This is a genomic window from Pantoea sp. CS_6 (assembly GCF_041954745.1).
Lineage (GTDB): Bacteria > Pseudomonadota > Gammaproteobacteria > Enterobacterales > Enterobacteriaceae > Pantoea > Pantoea stewartii.
The window spans coordinates 154912-174716 of sequence record NZ_JAVAYG010000007.1; the positions used below are offsets into that span (position 1 = coordinate 154912).

Annotated in this window: 16 protein-coding genes; 5 read left to right on the top strand and 11 right to left on the bottom strand. The window is 53.1% G+C overall.

From position 1 onward, the window contains the following. The first annotated feature begins 37 nt into the window (after window positions 1–37). From surA to apaH, 5 genes are read left to right on the top strand one after another with little or no spacing between them, the layout of a single operon-like run. On the top strand, window positions 38–1333 hold the full coding sequence (surA, locus tag RAC90_RS12575) for a peptidylprolyl isomerase SurA (protein WP_054634509.1): 1296 nt from the start codon (window positions 38–40) through the stop codon (window positions 1331–1333). Next, on the top strand, window positions 1323–2315 hold the full coding sequence (pdxA, locus tag RAC90_RS12580) for a 4-hydroxythreonine-4-phosphate dehydrogenase PdxA (protein WP_054634510.1): 993 nt from the start codon (window positions 1323–1325) through the stop codon (window positions 2313–2315). The genes surA and pdxA overlap by 11 nt, the downstream gene beginning before the upstream one ends. Next, on the top strand, window positions 2308–3129 hold the full coding sequence (gene rsmA / locus RAC90_RS12585; RefSeq protein ID WP_033740232.1) for a 16S rRNA (adenine(1518)-N(6)/adenine(1519)-N(6))-dimethyltransferase RsmA: 822 nt from the start codon (window positions 2308–2310) through the stop codon (window positions 3127–3129). Before pdxA ends, rsmA begins: the two co-directional genes overlap by 8 nt. A gap of 3 nt (window positions 3130–3132) precedes the next feature. Continuing rightward, window positions 3133–3510, top strand: a complete 378-nt coding sequence (gene apaG / locus RAC90_RS12590) for a Co2+/Mg2+ efflux protein ApaG (protein WP_006117645.1) — start codon at window positions 3133–3135, stop codon at window positions 3508–3510. Window positions 3511–3565: 55 nt separating this feature from the next. Further along, window positions 3566–4438, top strand: coding sequence for a bis(5'-nucleosyl)-tetraphosphatase (symmetrical) ApaH (apaH, locus tag RAC90_RS12595; protein WP_324029077.1), 873 nt, complete (start codon window positions 3566–3568; stop codon window positions 4436–4438). A 40-nt stretch (window positions 4439–4478) separates the two neighbouring features. Here apaH and folA read toward each other — a convergent pair whose 3' ends face one another. The 11 genes from folA to ribF all read right to left on the bottom strand — a co-directional run bounded on the left by folA (window position 4479) and on the right by ribF (window position 19775). Then, a complete protein-coding gene (folA, locus tag RAC90_RS12600) occupies window positions 4479–4961 on the bottom strand; it encodes a type 3 dihydrofolate reductase (RefSeq protein ID WP_006117643.1) in 483 nt (160 codons plus the stop codon). Window positions 4962–5192: 231 nt separating this feature from the next. Next, on the bottom strand, window positions 5193–6332 hold the full coding sequence (locus RAC90_RS12605) for a porin (RefSeq protein ID WP_033740230.1): 1140 nt from the start codon (window positions 6330–6332) through the stop codon (window positions 5193–5195). Between the two features lie 295 nt (window positions 6333–6627). Then, window positions 6628–7527 (bottom strand): transcriptional regulator, encoded by a 900-nt coding sequence (locus RAC90_RS12610; RefSeq protein WP_324029079.1) that lies wholly within the window; start codon window positions 7525–7527, stop codon window positions 6628–6630. Window positions 7528–8201: 674 nt separating this feature from the next. Then, window positions 8202–11432: a carbamoyl-phosphate synthase large subunit gene (carB, locus tag RAC90_RS12615; protein ID WP_006117641.1), complete on the bottom strand. Its 3231-nt coding sequence runs from the start codon at window positions 11430–11432 to the stop codon at window positions 8202–8204. Between the two features lie 13 nt (window positions 11433–11445). Further along, window positions 11446–12594 (bottom strand): glutamine-hydrolyzing carbamoyl-phosphate synthase small subunit, encoded by a 1149-nt coding sequence (gene carA, locus RAC90_RS12620; RefSeq protein ID WP_006117640.1) that lies wholly within the window; start codon window positions 12592–12594, stop codon window positions 11446–11448. Between the two features lie 469 nt (window positions 12595–13063). Further along, the gene (dapB, locus tag RAC90_RS12625) at window positions 13064–13879 is read right to left on the bottom strand and encodes a 4-hydroxy-tetrahydrodipicolinate reductase (RefSeq protein WP_185199924.1); all 816 of its coding nucleotides are present in this window, start codon (window positions 13877–13879) and stop codon (window positions 13064–13066) included. Window positions 13880–14091: 212 nt separating this feature from the next. Continuing rightward, window positions 14092–15042 carry a 4-hydroxy-3-methylbut-2-enyl diphosphate reductase gene (gene ispH / locus RAC90_RS12630; RefSeq protein WP_375124394.1) on the bottom strand — a complete coding sequence of 317 codons (951 nt, stop codon included), beginning with the start codon at window positions 15040–15042 and terminating at the stop codon, window positions 14092–14094. Then, window positions 15023–15493, bottom strand: coding sequence for an FKBP-type peptidyl-prolyl cis-trans isomerase (fkpB, locus tag RAC90_RS12635; RefSeq protein ID WP_006117637.1), 471 nt, complete (start codon window positions 15491–15493; stop codon window positions 15023–15025). Before fkpB ends, ispH begins: the two co-directional genes overlap by 20 nt. A gap of 3 nt (window positions 15494–15496) precedes the next feature. Further along, a complete protein-coding gene (lspA, locus tag RAC90_RS12640; RefSeq protein ID WP_006117636.1) occupies window positions 15497–16000 on the bottom strand; it encodes a signal peptidase II in 504 nt (167 codons plus the stop codon). Continuing rightward, window positions 16000–18819, bottom strand: coding sequence for an isoleucine--tRNA ligase (gene ileS / locus RAC90_RS12645; RefSeq protein ID WP_058702078.1), 2820 nt, complete (start codon window positions 18817–18819; stop codon window positions 16000–16002). Before ileS ends, lspA begins: the two co-directional genes overlap by 1 nt. Window positions 18820–18848: 29 nt before the next feature. Beyond that, window positions 18849–19775, bottom strand: a complete 927-nt coding sequence (gene ribF / locus RAC90_RS12650; protein ID WP_006117634.1) for a bifunctional riboflavin kinase/FAD synthetase — start codon at window positions 19773–19775, stop codon at window positions 18849–18851. Between the last annotated feature and the right edge of the window lie 30 nt (window positions 19776–19805).

Consider the following 19805-nt stretch of genomic DNA (forward strand, 5'->3'; position numbering starts at 1 on the left):
GGCAATCCCGCAGTGCGGAACCAATAATGGATAAAGTATGAAGAACTGGAGAATGCTGATTCTTGGTGTGGCGATCAGTGCCAACACCGTGTTCGCAGCACCACAAGTGGTTGATAAAGTTGCAGCTGTGGTTAATAACGGCGTGGTCCTTGAGAGTGACGTGGACAGCATGATGAACACCGTTAAATCTCAGGCGAAACAGGCCGGCCAGCAGCTACCGGACGATAAAACCTTACGCCATCAGATCCTTGAGCGTGAGATTATGGACGCGATCATTCTGCAGTTAGGCGATAAAGCCGGTTTGCAAATCAGCGATCAGCAGTTGGATCAGGCCATTCAGAATATTGCCGCTCAAAACCACATGACCCTCGATCAGCTGCGCAGTCGTCTGGCCTATGACGGTATGGACTACAACACGTATCGGTCGCAGATTCGTAAAGAGATGCTGATCTCTGAAGTCCGTAATAACGAAGTCCGCCGTCGCGTCACCATCCTGCCGCAGGAAGTGGATACGCTGGCAAAACAGGTGGGTGCGCAGAATACTCAAGGGACTGAGATGAATATCAGCACCATTCTTCTGCCGCTGCCTGAAAACCCGACACAACAGCAGGTTGACGATCAGGAAAAACTGGCAAAACAGCTGGTGAGCGAACTGAAGGGCGGTGCTGATTTCGGCAAACTGGCCGTTACCTATTCCGCTGACTCCCAGGCCCTGAAAGGCGGCAATATGGGCTGGTCAAAAATTGAAGAGCTGCCGACGCTGTTTGCTCAGGCTCTGGCCACGGCAAAAAAAGGCGATATCGTTGGTCCGATCCGTTCCGGTGTGGGCTTCCATATTCTGAAAGTGAACGATTTGCGTGGCGAAAGCAAAAACATCTCTGTCACCGAGGTGCACGCACGTCATATTCTGCTGAAGCCGTCACCGATCATGACTGACGATCAGGCCCGCGCGAAGCTGGAACAAATTGCCGCCGATATCCGCAGCGGTAAAACCACCTTTGCGGCCGCCGCAAAACAATTCTCTGACGATCCGGGCTCGGCTAACCAGGGCGGCGATCTGGGATGGACCTCGCCTGAAGTCTTTGACCCGGCGTTCCGCGATGCGCTGCTACGCCTGAAAAAAGGGGAAATTAGCCAGCCCGTTCATTCCTCTTTCGGCTGGCATTTGATTCAGTTGCTGGACACGCGTCAGGTTGATAAAACGGATGCAGCCCAGAAAGAGCGTGCTTACCGCATGCTGTTCAACCGCAAGTTCGCGGAAGAAGCGCAGACCTGGATGCAGGAGCAACGTGCAGGGGCTTACGTGAAAATTCTGGATAACAATGCGCAGTGATTGTCGTGTGGTGATTACGCCCGGCGAACCCGCCGGGATTGGTCCCGATCTGGCTGTGCAACTGGCTCAACAGGCCTGGCCTGTTGAGCTGGTCGTTTGTGCGTCTCCCCAGCTCTTGCTGCAGCGCGCCGCATTGCTGGGTTTGCCTCTGACCCTGCGTCTCTACGATTCTGCCGAGCCTCCAGTGCCCCAGCAGGCCGGTACACTCACCGTCCTTCCCGTTGAACTCCCGCAGCCCGTCACACCCGGTACGCTTTGTGTCGACAACGGTCACTATGTACTGGAAACGCTGGCTCGTGCCTGCGACGGCTGCTTATCCGGTGAGTTTGCTGCATTAATTACCGGCCCTGTGCACAAGGGCGTGATCAATGACGCGGGGATACCGTTTACAGGCCATACCGAATTCTTTGCCGAACGTGCAGGCGCGCACCGCGTGGTCATGATGCTGGCAACAGAGCAGCTACGCGTCGCGCTTGCGACTACGCACCTGCCGTTAAAAGCGGTCGCTGACGCCGTCACCCGGGATTGCCTGCATGAAGTGATCACGATCCTGCATCAGGATCTCAAAGAGAAATTCGCGATCGCCCAGCCGCATATTTTTGTTTGTGGGCTGAATCCTCATGCGGGTGAAGGCGGCCACATGGGTCGGGAAGAGATAGACACGATTATCCCGGCACTGAATGAACTCCGCCAGCAGGGTATTCAGCTGACTGGCCCATTGCCCGCGGACACACTTTTCCAGCCCAAATATCTGCAACATGCCGATGCGGTGCTAGCGATGTATCACGATCAGGGCTTACCGGTTCTCAAATTTCAGGGATTTGGTCGCGCGGTAAATATTACCCTCGGCCTGCCGTTTATCCGTACCTCAGTCGATCACGGCACCGCGCTTGAACTAGCCGGGCTGGGTCAGGCTGACGCGGGCAGCTTTATCACGGCGCTTAATCTCGCCATCACTATGATCAAGAGCAGTAATGAATAATCGCGTCCATCAGGGGCACTACGCCCGTAAACGTTTCGGGCAGAACTTCCTGAACGATCAATACATTATCGACAGCATTGTCTCCGCCATTCATCCGCAACGCGACGAAGCGTTAGTCGAGATTGGGCCGGGCCTCGGTGCCCTGACAGAACCGGTCGGCGAACGTCTCGACAGCTTAACGGTTGTGGAGCTTGACCGCGATCTGGCAGCCCGCCTGCAGACACATCCGTTTTTAGGTCCTAAGCTGACGATTTATCAGCAGGATGCCATGACCTTTGATTTTGCCGCGCTGGCTAAAGAGAAAGGCCAGCCGCTACGCGTCTTTGGTAATCTGCCCTACAACATTTCGACCCCGCTGATGTTTCATCTGTTCAGCTATACTGGTTCGATTAAAGATATGCACTTCATGCTGCAGAAAGAAGTGGTTAATCGCCTGGTGGCCGGTCCGGGCAGCAAAGCATATGGTCGCCTGAGCGTCATGGCGCAGTATTACTGCCAGGTCATCCCAGTGCTGGAAGTGCCACCGCACGCTTTTACGCCGCCTCCTAAGGTGGATTCAGCGGTAGTACGTTTGGTGCCTTTTATGACGCCACCGCATCCGGTAAAAGACGTGCGTATTTTAAGCCGTATTACCACGGAAGCGTTCGGCCAACGTCGTAAAACGCTGCGTAACAGCCTGAGCCATATGGTGACTGCGGGTGCGCTGGAAGACTTGTCGATCGATACGGGCCTGCGTGCAGAAAACGTGTCGGTTGCGCAATATTGTCAGTTAGCAAACTGGTTGGCAGACCATCTGGATAAACCGCAGGAGTAACCTATGAGTGAACCGGCCCGCGTATCGATCCACGTCCAAAGCCTTTATGTCGCCTCGCAATCCTCACCGGAAGAAGAGCGTTATGTTTTTGCTTATACCGTTACGATCCGCAATTTAGGCCGCTCCTCTGTGCAACTGCTCGGGCGCTACTGGTTGATCACCAACGGCAATGGACGTGAAACAGAAGTTCAGGGTGAAGGCGTAATCGGTGAACAACCACACATTGCGTCCGGTAGTGAATACCAATATACCAGTGGCGCGGTGCTTGAAACGCCTATGGGCACGATGCAGGGCCACTATGTGATGGTGGATGAGCAAGGCGATACGTTTCACGTCGACATCCCCGTTTTCCGCCTGGCTGTTGAAAGCCATATTCACTGAACCTGATGCCTTTCGCCCGACTGACGGGCGACTGTTTTTAGTTGGATAATTCACAATGAATACTTACCTGATTGGCGACGTTCACGGTTGTTATGATGAATTACGTGCTCTGCTAAACCAGGTGAACTATGATCCTGGTCAGGATACCTTGTGGCTGACAGGTGATCTGGTCGCACGTGGGCCCGGCTCGCTGGAGGTACTACGCTACGTCAAATCGCTGGGAGACAGCGTCCGCCTGGTTCTGGGCAATCACGATCTGCATTTGCTGGCCGTTTATGCCGGCATCAGCCGCAATAAACCTAAAGATCGCCTGACGCCACTGCTGGAAGCGGAAGACGCAGATGAATTGATCAACTGGCTACGTCGGCAGCCTCTGCTGCAGGTTGATGAAGAAAAGAAGCTGGTGATGGGCCATGCGGGCATTACGCCGCAGTGGGATCTGGAGACGGCGCAACGCTGCGCGCGTGAAGTCGAAGCCGTCCTGGCCAGTGACAGCTATCCGCTGTTCCTTGATGCCATGTATGGCGACATGCCGAATAACTGGAGCGAATCCCTGTCCGGCCTGGCGCGGCTACGTTTCTCTACTAACGCGCTGACCCGTATGCGTTTTTGCTTCCCAAACGGACAGCTCGATATGATTTGTAAGGATGCGCCTGAATCAGCGCCGCCACCGCTTAAACCCTGGTTTACGATTGAAGGGCCCGTTGCCCGCGATCACACCATTGTGTTTGGGCACTGGGCATCACTGGAAGGCAAAGGGACACCAGAGGGCATTATCGGTCTGGATACCGGTTGCTGCTGGGGTGGGAATCTGACCCTGCTGCATTGGGAAACGCAGCGTTATTATGTTCAGCCTTCCAACCGCCAGCTTTCTGTACCAGACGATCTGTCACCCCAACAGTCTCAGCCAGCTGATCCACCGCCATAAAAACGCCTTGTCCCAACAACAAGGCGTTTTTCGATCTCCATTAACGACGTCGTTCGAGGATCTCGAAGCAGTAGCTGTGCGAATTCTGCTCGTCAGCGTCATGGAATTCGCTAAAGGTAGAATGCCATTCATCCGGTTCGTAGTCCGGGAACTGGGTATCCCCTTCTACTTCAGCATCAATATGCGTCAGATAAAGGCGGTCAGCGCGGGCTAACATCTGTTCATAAATGCGGCCGCCGCCAATGACCATGATCTCTTCAGCTTCGCCCGCAGCATTTACTGCGTCATCCAGCGACGTTACCCAGGTAACGCCTTCTGCGTGACCGGGTTTACTGCTGACCACAATATTCAACCGGCCCGGTAAAGGCCGGCCGATCGATTCAAAAGTCAGCCTGCCCATAATGACGGGCTTTTTCAGTGTGTTGCGCTTAAACCACGCCAGATCTGCAGGCAGGTCCCACGGCATGGCGTTTTCCATTCCAATAATGCGATCTGCTGCTAATGCCGCGATAAGACTAATCATGTTAAAAAGCTCGCTGAAAAAAAACAGGCGCCATGATACGTAAAGGTTAAACCTTCGTCGATAGCAGGAACGGGCTTCTTAAATAAAGCGGCATAGACACCGCCTTTCAGAGTTTGTACAGGGTTTTACTCCGCAAAAATCGCGGTTATAACCATTAAATCGCCAGATAATGACGTGAGTGCGTGATAAACACAGAGAATAAAACGGCTCCAGACGGAGCCGTTGGGATTATCAGAAATCGTAGCGGAAGCGAACCAGATTCATGTCGCCCTGATTATCCGTGCTGGACGTGAAGACATGTTCGTAATCCACACGGAAACCATAGTCAAGGAACAGCGTTACGCCCAGACCATTGTCGATGCGCTGGTAGTTACGGCCATTCGCATATTCTAAACGGTCACCCATGACATAAGGCTGAACGGCTTTGACACCATATTGCGCCACCGGGATTTTATATCCGGCGTAATATTCGATGCCCCAGGCATCATCCGCAAAATAGTTATTCACGTTGCGCTGTTTGGTGGTCAGGAAGTTTTGGTACCAGCCACCCCCTGCTGACAGGGTCCAGTTACCTGGCGTCCAGCTCAATGCTGTTCCAAAAATGTTTTGGTCGTAATCTTTACTGTTGCCAGTAGCAGGATTACGCATGCTGGCGCGGGTGTAGTTCCAGGCCGTACCCCATGCCAGGGTAGGCGTAATATTGTAATTCACACCCAGCGAGCCACCGCCCTGGCGCTTATAGCGCAGCCCGTTGCCCGGCAGATACTCGTTATCGCTAAACAGGTAAGAGGCGTAAAGATCGACCGCCCCATAACTGTTTTTGTATTTCAGCTGCTTACGAGAACGGTAGGAACCATCGTAATCACCGTTAATGCCGTTGCCCGGTGCCTGGGCCAGCATGTCGTAATCCCAGATATCCGTCTTGGCGCCCACAACATCGTAATAAACGCTGTTCTGCTGACCAAAGGTTAACTGGCCCCAGGTTTTACTTTTCAGGCCGGTATAAAGCTGGCGGCGAGTAGTCTCGTGCGCACCTTCAGCGTAGTGATTATCCCAGTTGAACACGGCCGGAATGTTAACGCCCAGTTCATAGTAGCTGGTCCAGCTAATATCATCGAACAGGTAGTAGTCGGCGCTGAAACGGAAACGGGATCCGCCGTCAAAGCCATTACGCTTGTAAGATTTATCGTTGACGCCGGTTTGATGATTAAACTGGGGGCGAATGCTGCCACCAAATTTGAAATCGAGACGGCTAAGGGGATCGCCTGCTTGTGGGTCTTGTTTAAGAAGAGTGATTTCAGCCTGGCTGGAAAACGTGACCAGAGCCAACAGTGCAGCCACTGCACTCAGTGCAAAATTACGCGCTTTCATTGTTATAAATATCCTGTTTACGCTCTCTTCATGAGCGGGCAGGATATTACATTGGCCATGCATGAGTTGGTAGTACTTTGTATTATAAATTCGTGCGAAAAAGCGAATCAGGCATGATTTGATAATAATTAAATCAAATTTCTTAAATTGTTTACCCACCTCTCTCTTTTGCCGGAATCGTATCAGACATCGTGCGGCTTTTTTGCCTCAGTCATTTCCTGAAAAACGGTAAGAGAAACAGGCCCGCCTGGTAACTGTTATTGAAGATAAGACGCGTTCTCACAACGCACTGACTTCAGATAATGACGCGTCCATTAGGCACAGCATGGCACCATCTGTTTTTGTACTCTCCTGACATCGAACCATAGGAATAATAGAGAGGAACCTGTTTATCAGACGCCTCCTGATGCAAAGAGGTAAGATTCTTCCACATCAGCATCGTCCCCACTGCGCCCGCATTGCTGTCCATCCGGTAGCCAATATTGATAAAGTCCACAAACATGCCAACCTGGCTATTTACAGAGACCAGTAATTGCAGCCCGATTGGCTCATTGTTCAGGAACATCATATGCCCTTTGAAGCAGTGCTGGAACTCACGGAAAAAGGCTTTATTGATGTCTCTTTCAGCAATTGGCTGCTCCCGTCTCGCGCGATATAACGCTTCGAAAACCTCAAAAATATGCTCACCCTCAAGATGATTTACATTAAGCAAACTTCCGCCATCAGCGAGGAATTTTCTTAATTCGCGTTCGCGGGTTGAGACAGTTTTTCGTGAGAAGTCGACAGCAGGATTTTTCGTCAATGCTGCTTTATTCTTGCTCAACAAACGATAAGACGCATTAAGAAACGTATTACCGTGCAGATGATGCAACGACTTACAACGAAAGGGCAAAAGGACCTTTGTTTTGGTGTCGCGACAAAAGGGTATATAAACGGATGTTGATGGGGTCAGTAGCGCAGGAAGCGAACGCTGAGGGTTTTTACCATCGTTGGCGAGCCAGCCTTTTTCAACGCAAACGCTCCCTACCATAGCCCCTTTCACCTTATAGGCATAAAACGTGAAAGGCTGCTGATGGCGCATCCGGAAAGCGATAAATTCCGGCGCTGACTCACAGTTGTACCCAAAATCATCACACGCTTTTTTATAGTCGTTAAAAGAGCACTGCTCCCATCTGAAAAACCTGGGGATCAACATGGTAAATACGCACTTATATTAGCGAAAAAGGTTTACAGTACCTGTCGGCACTCCGGAACAGCATGGCCTTAACCAATTCCGCATTGTAAAGTTAAGCACAACAACAGAACAGTTTGTTATTCGCGACTTTATATAATAATGGCCTCCCGTTTAGATTTCGTTGATTTTTTGGCAATGGTTTAAAATAACAGGGCGAAACCTGACGAGTAATATTAAAAACAAGAGTAACGAGAAAAATAAACAATTTGATGAATAGCTAGATAAAACCAATTAAATATGAAAAACAAATTAACTTATAATTAATCTTTTTTAAATGGATGATCCATTGGCAACACAGCATTCTTATTTTTTATAGAATAAACTTTTCATCTGATTCAGAGCATATCTGGAATATTACAGCGCCGTTTAAACCTGCGGGCTGTGGGGCGGCCCTGGCCAGTGATGACGCATGGCCGAGAGCCACAGCCGCATTTAGACGGGGTGCGAATGGTGGCGTAAGACAGAAAAGGCACGCTGGTCAGGCTGTTGCAATACAACACTCTCTGCATCAGCTTTACAGGCACATCGTGTAAACACATGCGATGTGAACTGGACGTACTGCAAAAAAAGCCCCTGCCAGAAGCGCTCTGCTTATGGCAGATGCTCCAGACAGGGGCCTCAGCGCTCAGTCTGCGCTATTTATGCGCAAGGATTTGCGCATGCATCTCCTGCACCGAAATGACTTTTTCGGTTGGATCGGCATTTAGCGCCATTGCCGTTGCGAAGCCACCGTTCAGCGTCGTGTCGTAATGCACCTTATATTGCAGTGCGCTGCGACGAATCAGCTTGGAGTCTTCAATCGCCTGACGACCTGCTGTGGTATTTACGATATAGGCGTACTCACCGTTTTTCAGGCGGTCCTGAATGTGCGGGCGGCCTTCGTGAACCTTATTCACCAGGCGCGGGTTAATACCGGCCTCGCCCAGTACCACAGCCGTACCGTGCGTCGCATCCAGTTCAAAACCAAACTTCTGCAACTTCGCCGCGAGATCAACGATACGTTTCTTGTCGCCTTCACGAACGGACAGCAGCGCACGTCCGGTTTTCTTCATGTTGCTTTGCGCACCCAGCATCGCCTTGGCAAACGCCTCGGCAAAGGTACGGCCCACGCCCATGACTTCCCCGGTTGAACGCATTTCAGGTCCCAGAATTGGATCAACGCCCTGGAATTTGTTAAACGGCAGCACCACTTCTTTGACAGAGTAGTAAGGTGGAATCACCTCTTTGGTGACGCCCTGCTCCGCCAGCGTTTTGCCTGCCATTACGCGGGCTGCCACTTTTGCCAGCGGAACGCCGGTTGCTTTTGACACGAACGGGACGGTACGCGCCGCACGCGGGTTAACTTCAATCAGGTAAACTTCGTTGTCTTTGACCGCAAACTGTACGTTCATCAGGCCACGCACATTCAGCTCAAACGCCAGTTTTTCAACCTGCTGACGCATGACATTCTGAATATCCTGACTCAAAGTGTAGGCCGGCAGAGAACAGGCCGAGTCACCCGAGTGAACGCCAGCCTGCTCGATATGTTCCATTATACCGCCGATCAGCACGCGCTCACCGTCGCAGATAGCATCCACATCGACTTCGACGGCATCATCCAGAAAGCGATCCAGCAAGACCGGCGCATCGTTGGACACTGACACCGCCGTCTGGAAATAGCGTTTCAGGTCGATTTCGTCGTAGACAATTTCCATGGCGCGTCCGCCCAGGACATAAGACGGGCGGACCACCAGCGGATAACCAATGCCCGCCGCTTTTTCAACCGCCTGCTCCAGCGTGGTAACGGTGGCGTTAGCTGGCTGCTTCAGACTCAGACGGTCAACCGCCTGCTGAAAACGTTCACGGTCTTCTGCGCGATCGATGGCATCCGGGCTGGTGCCAATGACCGGCACACCTGCCGCTTCCAGCGCGCGAGCCAGTTTCAGTGGCGTTTGTCCACCGTACTGCACGATAACGCCTTTCGGTTTTTCGATGCGCACGATTTCCAGCACGTCTTCCAGCGTGACAGGTTCAAAGTAGAGGCGGTCAGAAGTGTCGTAATCGGTGGACACGGTTTCCGGGTTACAGTTGACCATGATGGTTTCATAGCCATCTTCACGCAGCGCCAGTGCTGCGTGGACACAGCAGTAGTCAAACTCAATGCCCTGACCAATACGGTTTGGTCCGCCACCCAGCACCATAATCTTGTCGCGATCCTGATTAGGATGAGCTTCGCACTCTTCTTCATAGGTGGAGTACATATAAGCGGTGTCTGTTGCAAATTCCGCCGCACAGGTATCCACGCGCTTATAGACTGGGTGAAGATGATGCTGCTGACGCAGTTTACGAATCTCGCCTTCCGCGACGCCCGCCAGGGCTGCCAGACGTGCGTCGGCAAAACCTTTGCGCTTCAGCGCGCGCAGGAAATCCGCGTTAAGGCCATTGATGCCTTCACGCGCTACCTGCTCTTCCAGGCGAACCAGCTCTTCAATCTGCACCAGGAACCAGCGATCAATATTGGTAAGATTAAATACGCCATCGACCGACATGCCTGCACGGAACGCGTCCGCGATGTACCAGATACGATCCGAACCGGCATCTTTCAGCTCACGACGAATGCGGGTCAACGCTTCCGCATCATCCAGATGCACTTTCGGGTCAAAACCATTAGCTCCCACTTCCAGACCACGCAGTGCTTTCTGCACCGACTCCTGGAAAGTACGGCCAATCGCCATGACTTCACCCACCGATTTCATCTGGGTGGTCAGACGGTCATTCGCACCGGCAAATTTTTCAAAGTTGAAGCGAGGAATTTTTGTCACGACATAATCGATAGACGGCTCGAACGAGGCTGGTGTGCGTCCCCCAGTGATATCGTTCATCAGTTCATCCAGCGTAAAGCCTACCGCCAGTTTCGCGGCCACTTTGGCAATCGGGAATCCGGTGGCCTTCGATGCCAGCGCTGAAGAGCGTGACACACGCGGGTTCATCTCGATGACGATCAGACGGCCATTTTTCGGGTTCACCGCGAACTGGACGTTGGAGCCACCGGTTTCCACGCCGATCTCACGCAGTACCGCCAGCGAGGCGTTACGCATGATCTGGTACTCTTTGTCGGTCAGCGTCTGTGCGGGCGCCACCGTAATGGAGTCACCGGTGTGAATGCCCATGGCGTCAAAGTTTTCGATAGAGCAGACAATGATGCAGTTGTCGTTTTTGTCACGCACAACTTCCATCTCATACTCTTTCCAGCCAATCAGCGATTCGTCGATTAACAGCTCGTTGGTAGGCGAAAGATCGAGTCCGCGTTCGCAGATCTCTTCAAACTCTTCGCGGTTATACGCGATACCGCCACCGGTGCCGCCCATAGTGAACGACGGACGAATAATGCAGGGGAAGCCGACATCGGCAGCCACCGCCAGCGCTTCTTCCATCGTATGTGCGATACCGGAGCGCGCCGTATCCAGACCAATGCTTTTCATCGCCACGTCGAAGCGGCGGCGGTCTTCCGCTTTATCGATCGCATCGGCCGTGGCACCGATCATGGTTACGCCAAACTCGTCAAGAACGCCCTGACGTTCCAGCTCCAGCGCACAGTTCAGCGCCGTCTGGCCGCCCATGGTTGGCAACACCGCATCCGGGCGCTCTTTCTCAATAATCTTACGTACCACTTCCCAGTGAATCGGCTCGATGTAGGTTGCATCGGCCATTTCCGGGTCGGTCATAATGGTCGCCGGGTTCGAGTTCACCAGAATGACGCGGTAACCCTCTTCGCGCAGGGCTTTACAGGCCTGGGCACCGGAATAGTCGAATTCGCAGGCCTGACCGATCACAATCGGACCGGCACCAAGAATCAGGATGGATTTTATATCTGTACGTTTTGGCATGATTAGCTCCTGATTACTTTGCTTTCGAACGGAATGCGTCAATCAACTCGATAAAGTGGTCAAATAACGGTGCGGCATCACCCGGCCCCGGACTGGCTTCAGGATGGCCCTGGAAGCTGAACGCAGGCTTGTCGGTGCGATGGATACCCTGCACGGTTTTATCAAACAGCGAAATATGCGTTACCCGCAGATTGGCGGGCAGATGGGTTTCATCCACCGCAAAGCCGTGGTTCTGTGCCGTAATCATGACGCGATTGTTATCGAGATCTTTCACCGGGTGGTTACCACCGTGGTGACCCAGCTTCATTTTTACGGTTTTTGCGCCGCTGGCCAGTGCCAGCAACTGGTGGCCAAGGCAAATGCCAAACACCGGAATGTCGGTTTTCAGAAAGGCTTCAATCGCCTCAATGGCGTAATCGCAGGGCTCCGGATCACCCGGACCGTTTGACAGGAAGATACCATCCGGATTCATCGCCAGAACGGTTTCGGCGGGCGTTTTAGCCGGGACAACCGTCAGACGGCAGCCGCGGTCGACCAGCATGCGCAGAATATTGCGCTTAGCGCCATAATCGTAAGCCACAACATGGTAGGGCAGCGCTTCTGCTGACGTCTGCGCAGGTAAATCCCCTTCCAGCGTCCAGCTCCCCTGCAACCAGGTATAGGTTTCTGCCGTCGTCACTTCCTTCGCCAGATCCATCCCTTTCAACCCCGGGAAGGCCTGCGCTTTCTGTAAGGCCAGAGCGGCATCCGGATTGTCGCCCGCGATAATGCAGCCATTCTGTGCGCCTTTCTCGCGCAGCAGACGCGTCAGCTTACGTGTATCAATATCGGCAATAGCAACAATGTTATTGCGCTGCAGATAGGCTGACAGGCTCTCTTCGCTGCGGTAGTTGCTGGCAATAAGTGGCAGGTCCCGAATGACAAGCCCCTGAGCGTGAATCTGACTGGATTCTTCATCGGCGGGGTTGGCACCAACGTTGCCGATATGGGGATAAGTGAGAGTAACGATTTGACGAGAATAGGAAGGATCAGTGAGGATTTCTTGATAACCAGTCATTGACGTATTGAAAACGACTTCCCCCACTGCCGACCCTGTAGCCCCGATGGCCCGACCGTGGAATTGGGTTCCGTCTTCCAGAACCAAGAGCGCTGACTTAATCAAAACATCCTCCAGGGAATAAACAGTCACAATATCTGCATATTAATTCATAATGATGATCTGAATCAATGCAAAAACGGCCTGAGTGGTCAATTTTTGGCAAATTGCGCGCATTCTAATGATCGCTCTGCTACTTGTCCACCCTGAAGCCACTTTTTTAACATCTTTTCAGGCTCAGAGCGGAAAAAAAGAGGATAAGGGACAAAAACAGGGACAAACATCATCGAATAATCGTTTGCTCATCGTGGAGAAGCATTATTCTGCCTGAGAAGGCTATGAATTTTGACCAAATGGTCAAAATTAACAGGTTTACCGTTAAGATGAAGAGAGAAGAAATAAGTTTATGAGTATTTATACAGAAAAAATAAACAAGAGGCTTATTTTTTTACAAAATTAAGGGCAATAATATTATTGCCCTTTTTCAATCAATGAATTAGCGATTGAAATCACCACATCACACAGGTAAAACCCATTACAAACTGGCTAAATCAAGGACATCACGCATATCATAAAGCCCTTTTTTCTTCGCACTTACCCATAATGCCGCTTTAACCGCGCCATTAGCAAACGTCATACGGCTTGACGCCTTATGAGTAATCTCTACACGCTCTCCCTCGTCTGCAAACATGGCCGTGTGTTCGCCGACAATGTCACCGGCTCGCACTGTTGCAAAACCAATGGTTTGAGCCTTACGTTCGCCGGTGTGCCCTTCGCGACTGTAAACGGCATGATCAGCCAGTTTCCAGTCCATGGCGTCGGCAATGGCTTCCCCCATGGCCAGCGCCGTTCCTGAAGGAGCGTCCACTTTGTGACGATGATGCGCTTCGATAATCTCAATATCCGCATAATCGCCCATCACGGTAGCGGCTTTCTCCAGCAGCTTCAGAACCAGATTGACGCCAACGCTGAAGTTCGCCGCAAAGACAATCCCCGTCTCTGTTGCCGCATCACGAATCGCCGCCTTACCGGCTTCGTCAAATCCGGTCGTACCAATAATCATTGCCTTGCGGTGTTCACGGCACAGTGCCAGGTAGGCCAGCGTCCCTTCGGGACGGGTGAAATCGATTAAGACGTCAAAATCATCCATCACAGCACGCAGATCATCGACAACGGGAACGTCCAGTTTGCCCACGCCCGCCAGTTCACCAGCATCGGTGCCGATTAATGACGAGCCCGGACGTGCCAGTGCCGCGCCCAGATCCACGCCGTTGGCGTGAACGACTGCCTGAATCAGGTTACGGCCCATGCGTCCCGGCGCACCCACGATGGCAATGCGGATATTCTTCATATTTATTCATTCCTAAAACAAAACTATGCATGCAAGCGCAATCAGGTTAACCATGAGATAACAACTGCGCCACTTTTTCTCGGGGATAATAAGAATTTTTATGCCAGGCGAAGGCGATTATCAGTAAAAGCAATTTCACCTCGTCGTTGGCCGGGCGGCGGATAGCAAAAAGGCCGAACAGAGTCGGCCTTTTTGCTACTACAGGTTTGTTGTCACTGCACGTTGCGGACATCAACCCGCAACTCTTTGGGGACTTCAAACACGATATTTTCTTCCCGCCCTTCCAGGACTCTGGCTTCGCCGCCACCTAACGCCTGCAGACGGCTGATGACATTCTGCACCAGAATATCCGGTGCCGATGCACCCGCGGTGACGCCAACACAGCGGGCCGTGGCGATCCATTCGGGCTGGATATCCTCTGCATCGTCGATCAGATAAGCCGCTTTACCCATGCGCTGCGCCAGTTCGGCCAGACGGTTAGAGTTTGACGAGTTTTTAGATCCGACTACCAGCACGACATCCGCCTCTTCAGCGAGTGCCCTTACCGCTTCCTGCCGGTTTGTCGTGGCATAGCAGATATCATCTTTACGTGGGCCGACAATTTTCGGGAAACGGGCACGCAACGCATCAATCACTTCAGAGGTATCATCGACCGACAGCGTGGTTTGCGTCATGAAAGACAGCCGGTCATCATCTTTAACGTCCAGTTTCCAGACGTCATCCGGGGACTCCACCAGATACATGCCGCCCTTGGGGTTATTGTACTGCCCCATGGTGCCTTCGACTTCCGGGTGCCCGGCGTGACCAATCAGCACCGACTCTTCGCCCCGGCGGCTGGCGCGCGCGACTTCCATGTGCACCTTGGTCACCAGGGGGCAGGTCGCATCAAAGACCGTGAGATCACGGCTTTTCGCTTCGTTACGTACCGCCTGAGAAACGCCATGGGCAGAGAAAATCAGGATAGCACCATCCGGCACTTCGCTGATTTGCTCAATAAAAATTGCGCCGCGCTGACGCAGGCTGTCCACCACGTAGCGGTTATGTACCACTTCATGACGCACATAGACCGGCGCACCAAACAGCGTCAGTGCGTTTTCAACAATGCTGATGGCGCGATCGACGCCAGCACAAAAACCACGTGGATTAGCCAGCAGAATTTGCATGGTTCGCCTCCAGTACCGGATCGATTTCCAGCACCTCAATGTCAAACTGAACGCGATGGCCTGCCAGCGGATGGTTAAAATCAACGGTGATCGAATCACCATTGATTTCGCGAATCACGCCCGGCATTTCACTGCCGCCCATGCCGGTAAACAGCATAATAGCCCCAATCTCAGGCTCGCCCGCTTCATTAAAGTCGCGACGCGAAAAGTACTGGATCAGATCAGGACTGACACCGCCAAACGCCTCTTCCGGTGCCAGTGAGAACTGATGTTTATCCCCGGCTTTTAAGCCCAGCAGTGCCTGTTCCAGCGCGCCGGACAGGCTACCGTCACCCAGACGAAACAGCGCAGGTTTACCGCTGGCGCGGGTGGATTCCGCCACTGAGCCATCTTCCAGCTTCAGAACGAAATGCAACAACACCGCGCTGTCGCGCTGTACAGACTCAGACATGGTTTACCCTTTTTTAACCTGCTTGCTGGACGGATTAAAAAACCCCTCCAGCACCACCAACGCCGCACCGATACAGATGCCGCAGTCAGCGATATTAAATGTAGCAAAGTGCCAGTTACCGATATAGAAATCGATAAAATCCACCACGAAGCCATGATACGCACGATCAAACAGATTACCGACAGCGCCGCCGATAATGAGCGCATAAGCACTGTTGGCGATCTTCTGTTGGGCGCTGTTGCGATACATCATCACCAGCAGCGACACCACAATCGCCAGCGCAATACCGGCGAAGAACCAGCGCTGCCAGCCGCCTTTATCCGCGAGGAAACTGAACGCCGCGCCGTAATTGTGCGCGTAAAACAGGTTAAGGAACGGCATCAGCGGCTGCGTTTCATGCAGCATCATGTTGTTCATTACCCACTGCTTGCTGACAAAATCAACAACGATAACAACCAGCACCAGCCACAGCCAGCGCAATCCGGTGGAGAAAACAGGTCTACTCATCAGGCAAACTTACGCTCTTCACCGTTTCCGGCTACGTTAGTGTAACAGCGACCGCACACCGCAGCGTGCTCAGGGTTCTGACCGACGTCAGTAGTGTAGTGCCAGCAGCGCGGACATTTCTCGCCTTCGGCTTTGTGCAGGCCGATTTTCAGACCTTTTACCAGTTCACTTTGCTGCGCATCAGCGTCAGCCTGAGCGTAGTCGGCAACCTCAGCACCGGAGGTCAGCAGCACAAAGCGCAGCTCATTACCCAGCGCCTTCAGCTTCGCCGCCAGCTCGGCATCAGCATACAGCGTGACAGAGGCTTCCAGCGCGCCACCAATGCGTTTATCGCTACGTGCCTGCTCAATCACCTTGTTCACTTCACCGCGCACTTTAAGCAGTTCAGCCCAGTACGCATCGTTCAGCGCTTCGTTTTCAGGCAGACCAAACAGGCCGGTGTACCACTCTTCAGTGAACACATACTTCGCGCGCTCGCCCGGCAAATAGCCCCAGATCTCATCAGCTGTGAAAGACATGATCGGCGCCATCCAGCGCACCAGCGCTTCCACAATGTGCCACAGCGCAGACTGACAGCTACGGCGCGCCAGGCTGTCACCTTTCGCGGTGTACTGACGGTCTTTGATGATATCCAGATAGAAGGAGCCCATCTCAATGGAGCAGAACTGCATCAGGCGCTGAATCACTTCGTGAAAATCGTAGTGCTCGTAGGAAGCCACGATATCCGCCTGCGCCGCCTGCGCACGTCCTACCGCCCAGCGATCGACCACCACCATCTCTTCCGGTTTAACCAGATCGGTGGCCGGATTAAAGCCGCTCAGGTTCGCTAACAGGAAACGCGCCGTGTTACGGATACGACGATAGGCATCGGCAGAGCGCTTCAGGATTTCGTCAGAAACGGCCATTTCGCCCGAGTAATCGGTCGAAGCAACCCACAGGCGCAGAATGTCTGCCCCGAGCTTATCCATCACATCCTGCGGCGCAACGGTATTACCAATGGATTTGGACATCTTGCGGCCCTGACCATCAACGGTAAAGCCATGCGTCAGCACCTGACGATAAGGCGCTTTGCCTTTCATCGCTGTCGAGATCATGAGCGAGGACATAAACCAGCCACGGTGCTGATCCGATCCTTCCAGATACATATCCGGCGTATTACCGCCAAATTCCGGGCGCGCATCCACGACGGAATAGCTGGTCGATCCTGAATCGAACCAGACGTCCAGCGTATCCGGCACCTTCACATAGTTGTCGGCATCATCGCCCATCAGATCGCGGGGATCGAGATCCCACCATGCCTGAATACCGTCCTGCTCAACGCGCTGCGCCACTTTTTCCATCAACGACAGGGTGTCCGGGTGCAGTTCTTCGGTCTCTTTATGGACGAAAAGCGCCATTGGGACGCCCCAGGTACGCTGACGGGAAATACACCAGTCAGGACGGTTGGCGACCATGGATTCAATACGCGCCTGACCCCAGTCCGGGATCCACTGAACGCCTTTAATCTCTTTCAGGGACTGCGCGCGCAGGCCTTTCTGATCCATGCTGATAAACCACTGCGGGGTAGCACGGAAGATGATCGGGGTTTTATGGCGCCAGCAGTGCGGGTAGCTGTGCAGCAGTTTTTCAACATGCAGCAACGCGCCCTTCTCTTTCAGCAGTTCAACGATCAACTCGTTAGCTTTAAAGACGTTAATGCCGTCAAGCCCGGGATAGGTACCGGGCAGGTAAGCGCCATCAGGCCCAACCGGATTCGCCGTTTCCAGACCGTATTTCTGACCGATCACATAGTCATCCGGACCGTGACCCGGTGCTGTGTGAACCGCACCGGTACCGGCATCCAGCGTCACGTGATCGCCCAGAACCACCTTCGACTGGATCTGCGCCAGGAAAGGGTGCTGGAACAGTTGAAGCTCCAGTGCTGCGCCCTGGCAGGTGCTCAGCACAGTCCAGTCGCTGACGCCCGCGCGTTTCATGACGCTCTCAACCAGATCCTTCGCCAGGATTAGGGTGCGGCCCTCAATCTGCAACAGCTGATAGTCAAATTCGGGGTGCAGAGAGATGCCGCGGTTAGCAGGCATGGTCCACGGCGTGGTTGTCCAGATGACCAGCGAAACGGGGCCTTCTGAGGCCGTTACCCCAAATGCCGCACGCACGGCATCCGCATCCACGGCATTAAACATGACATCGATGGAAGGCGACGTTTTGTCATAATACTCAACTTCCGCTTCCGCCAGCGCAGAGCGGCAATCCATGCACCAGTGCACCGGCTTGGCGCCTTTGTGCAGGTGGCCATTACCGATGATTTTGCCCAGCGCACGAATGATATTCGCTTCGGTCGTGAAATCCATCGTCAGGTAAGGACGATCCCAGTCGCCCAGCACGCCCAGACGAATGAAGTCGGCTTTCTGTCCTTCAACCTGTTCGGCCGCGTATTTACGGCAGGCTTCGCGGAATTCGGCGGCGGTGACTTTCTCGCCCGGCTTACCGATCATCTGCTCAACTTTGTGCTCGATAGGCAAACCGTGACAGTCCCAGCCCGGCACATACGGTGAATCGTAGCCCGCCATGCCTTTCGACTTGACGATAATGTCTTTCAGAATCTTGTTAACAGAGTGACCAATATGAATGCTGCCGTTCGCATAAGGAGGGCCATCATGCAGGATAAAGGTTTTTTTCCCTTTTTTGGCTTCGCGGATGATGCCGTAAAGATTGTCATCATACCAACGCTGCAGCATTCCCGGTTCGCGTTTGGCCAGATCGCCACGCATGGGGAACCCCGTTTCCGGCAAATTCAGGGTAGATTTATAGTCACTCATCAGATTCTCGATTCCGTTTTTTGCTCAGGTTACAGGCCAAAAAATTGTCGGGCCGTTACCGTGTCTTTCGCAATTTGCTCTTTCAACGCGTCCAGTGAAGCAAAGCGCTGCTCGTTTCGTATTTTCTGCTTCAATACCACATCAATGTGGCGACCATAGAGATCCATATTGATGTCCAACAGGTGAACTTCAAGCTGTTGGCGTAAACCTTTTACTGTCGGGCGCGTGCCAATGTTGGCGACGCCGGGCAGGGGTTTCGGCCCCAGGCCCTCGACTTCTACCGCATACACGCCTTTGACCGGCGAGACGCAGCGGCGTAAAGGGAGATTGGCAGTAGGGAATCCCAGCGTGCGTCCCAGTGCATCACCGTGCACCACGCGCCCTGAGATACTGAAAGGATGGCCCAACAGCGACTGCGCCAGCGCCAGATTGTCCTCAGCCAGCGCCTGACGCACCGCCGTGCTGCTGATGCGTTTACCGCCGTCGCAAAACGTTTCTGTGCTGACGACGTCGAAACCGTATTCTACTCCGGCTTTCTGTAATAGCAGGAAATCCCCCTGCCGACCAGCGCCAAAGCGGAAATCATCCCCAACGGCCAGGTAGTTCACGCCCAGTTTGCTCACCAGCAATTCGCTGATAAAACTTTGCGCCGAGAGTGCGGCGAAGCGATGATCGAACCGCACGCACAGCACATAATCCACGCCGATTTCTGCCAGGTACCTGAGTTTTTCGCGCAGGCGGGTCAGTCTGGCAGGGGCATTGCCACCGGCAAACAGTTCCAGCGGCTGAGGTTCAAATACCATCACCATGACCGGCAATTGACGCTTCCGGCCTTCTTCCATCAACCGCCCCATCAGCGCCTGATGGCCGCGGTGCACACCATCGAAATTACCAATGGTCAGAACGCAGCCGTGATGCTGCGCATTAAGATTATGAATACCGCGGATAAACTTCATGGCTGACTCAAACCGGTGGAAATCGGCGGA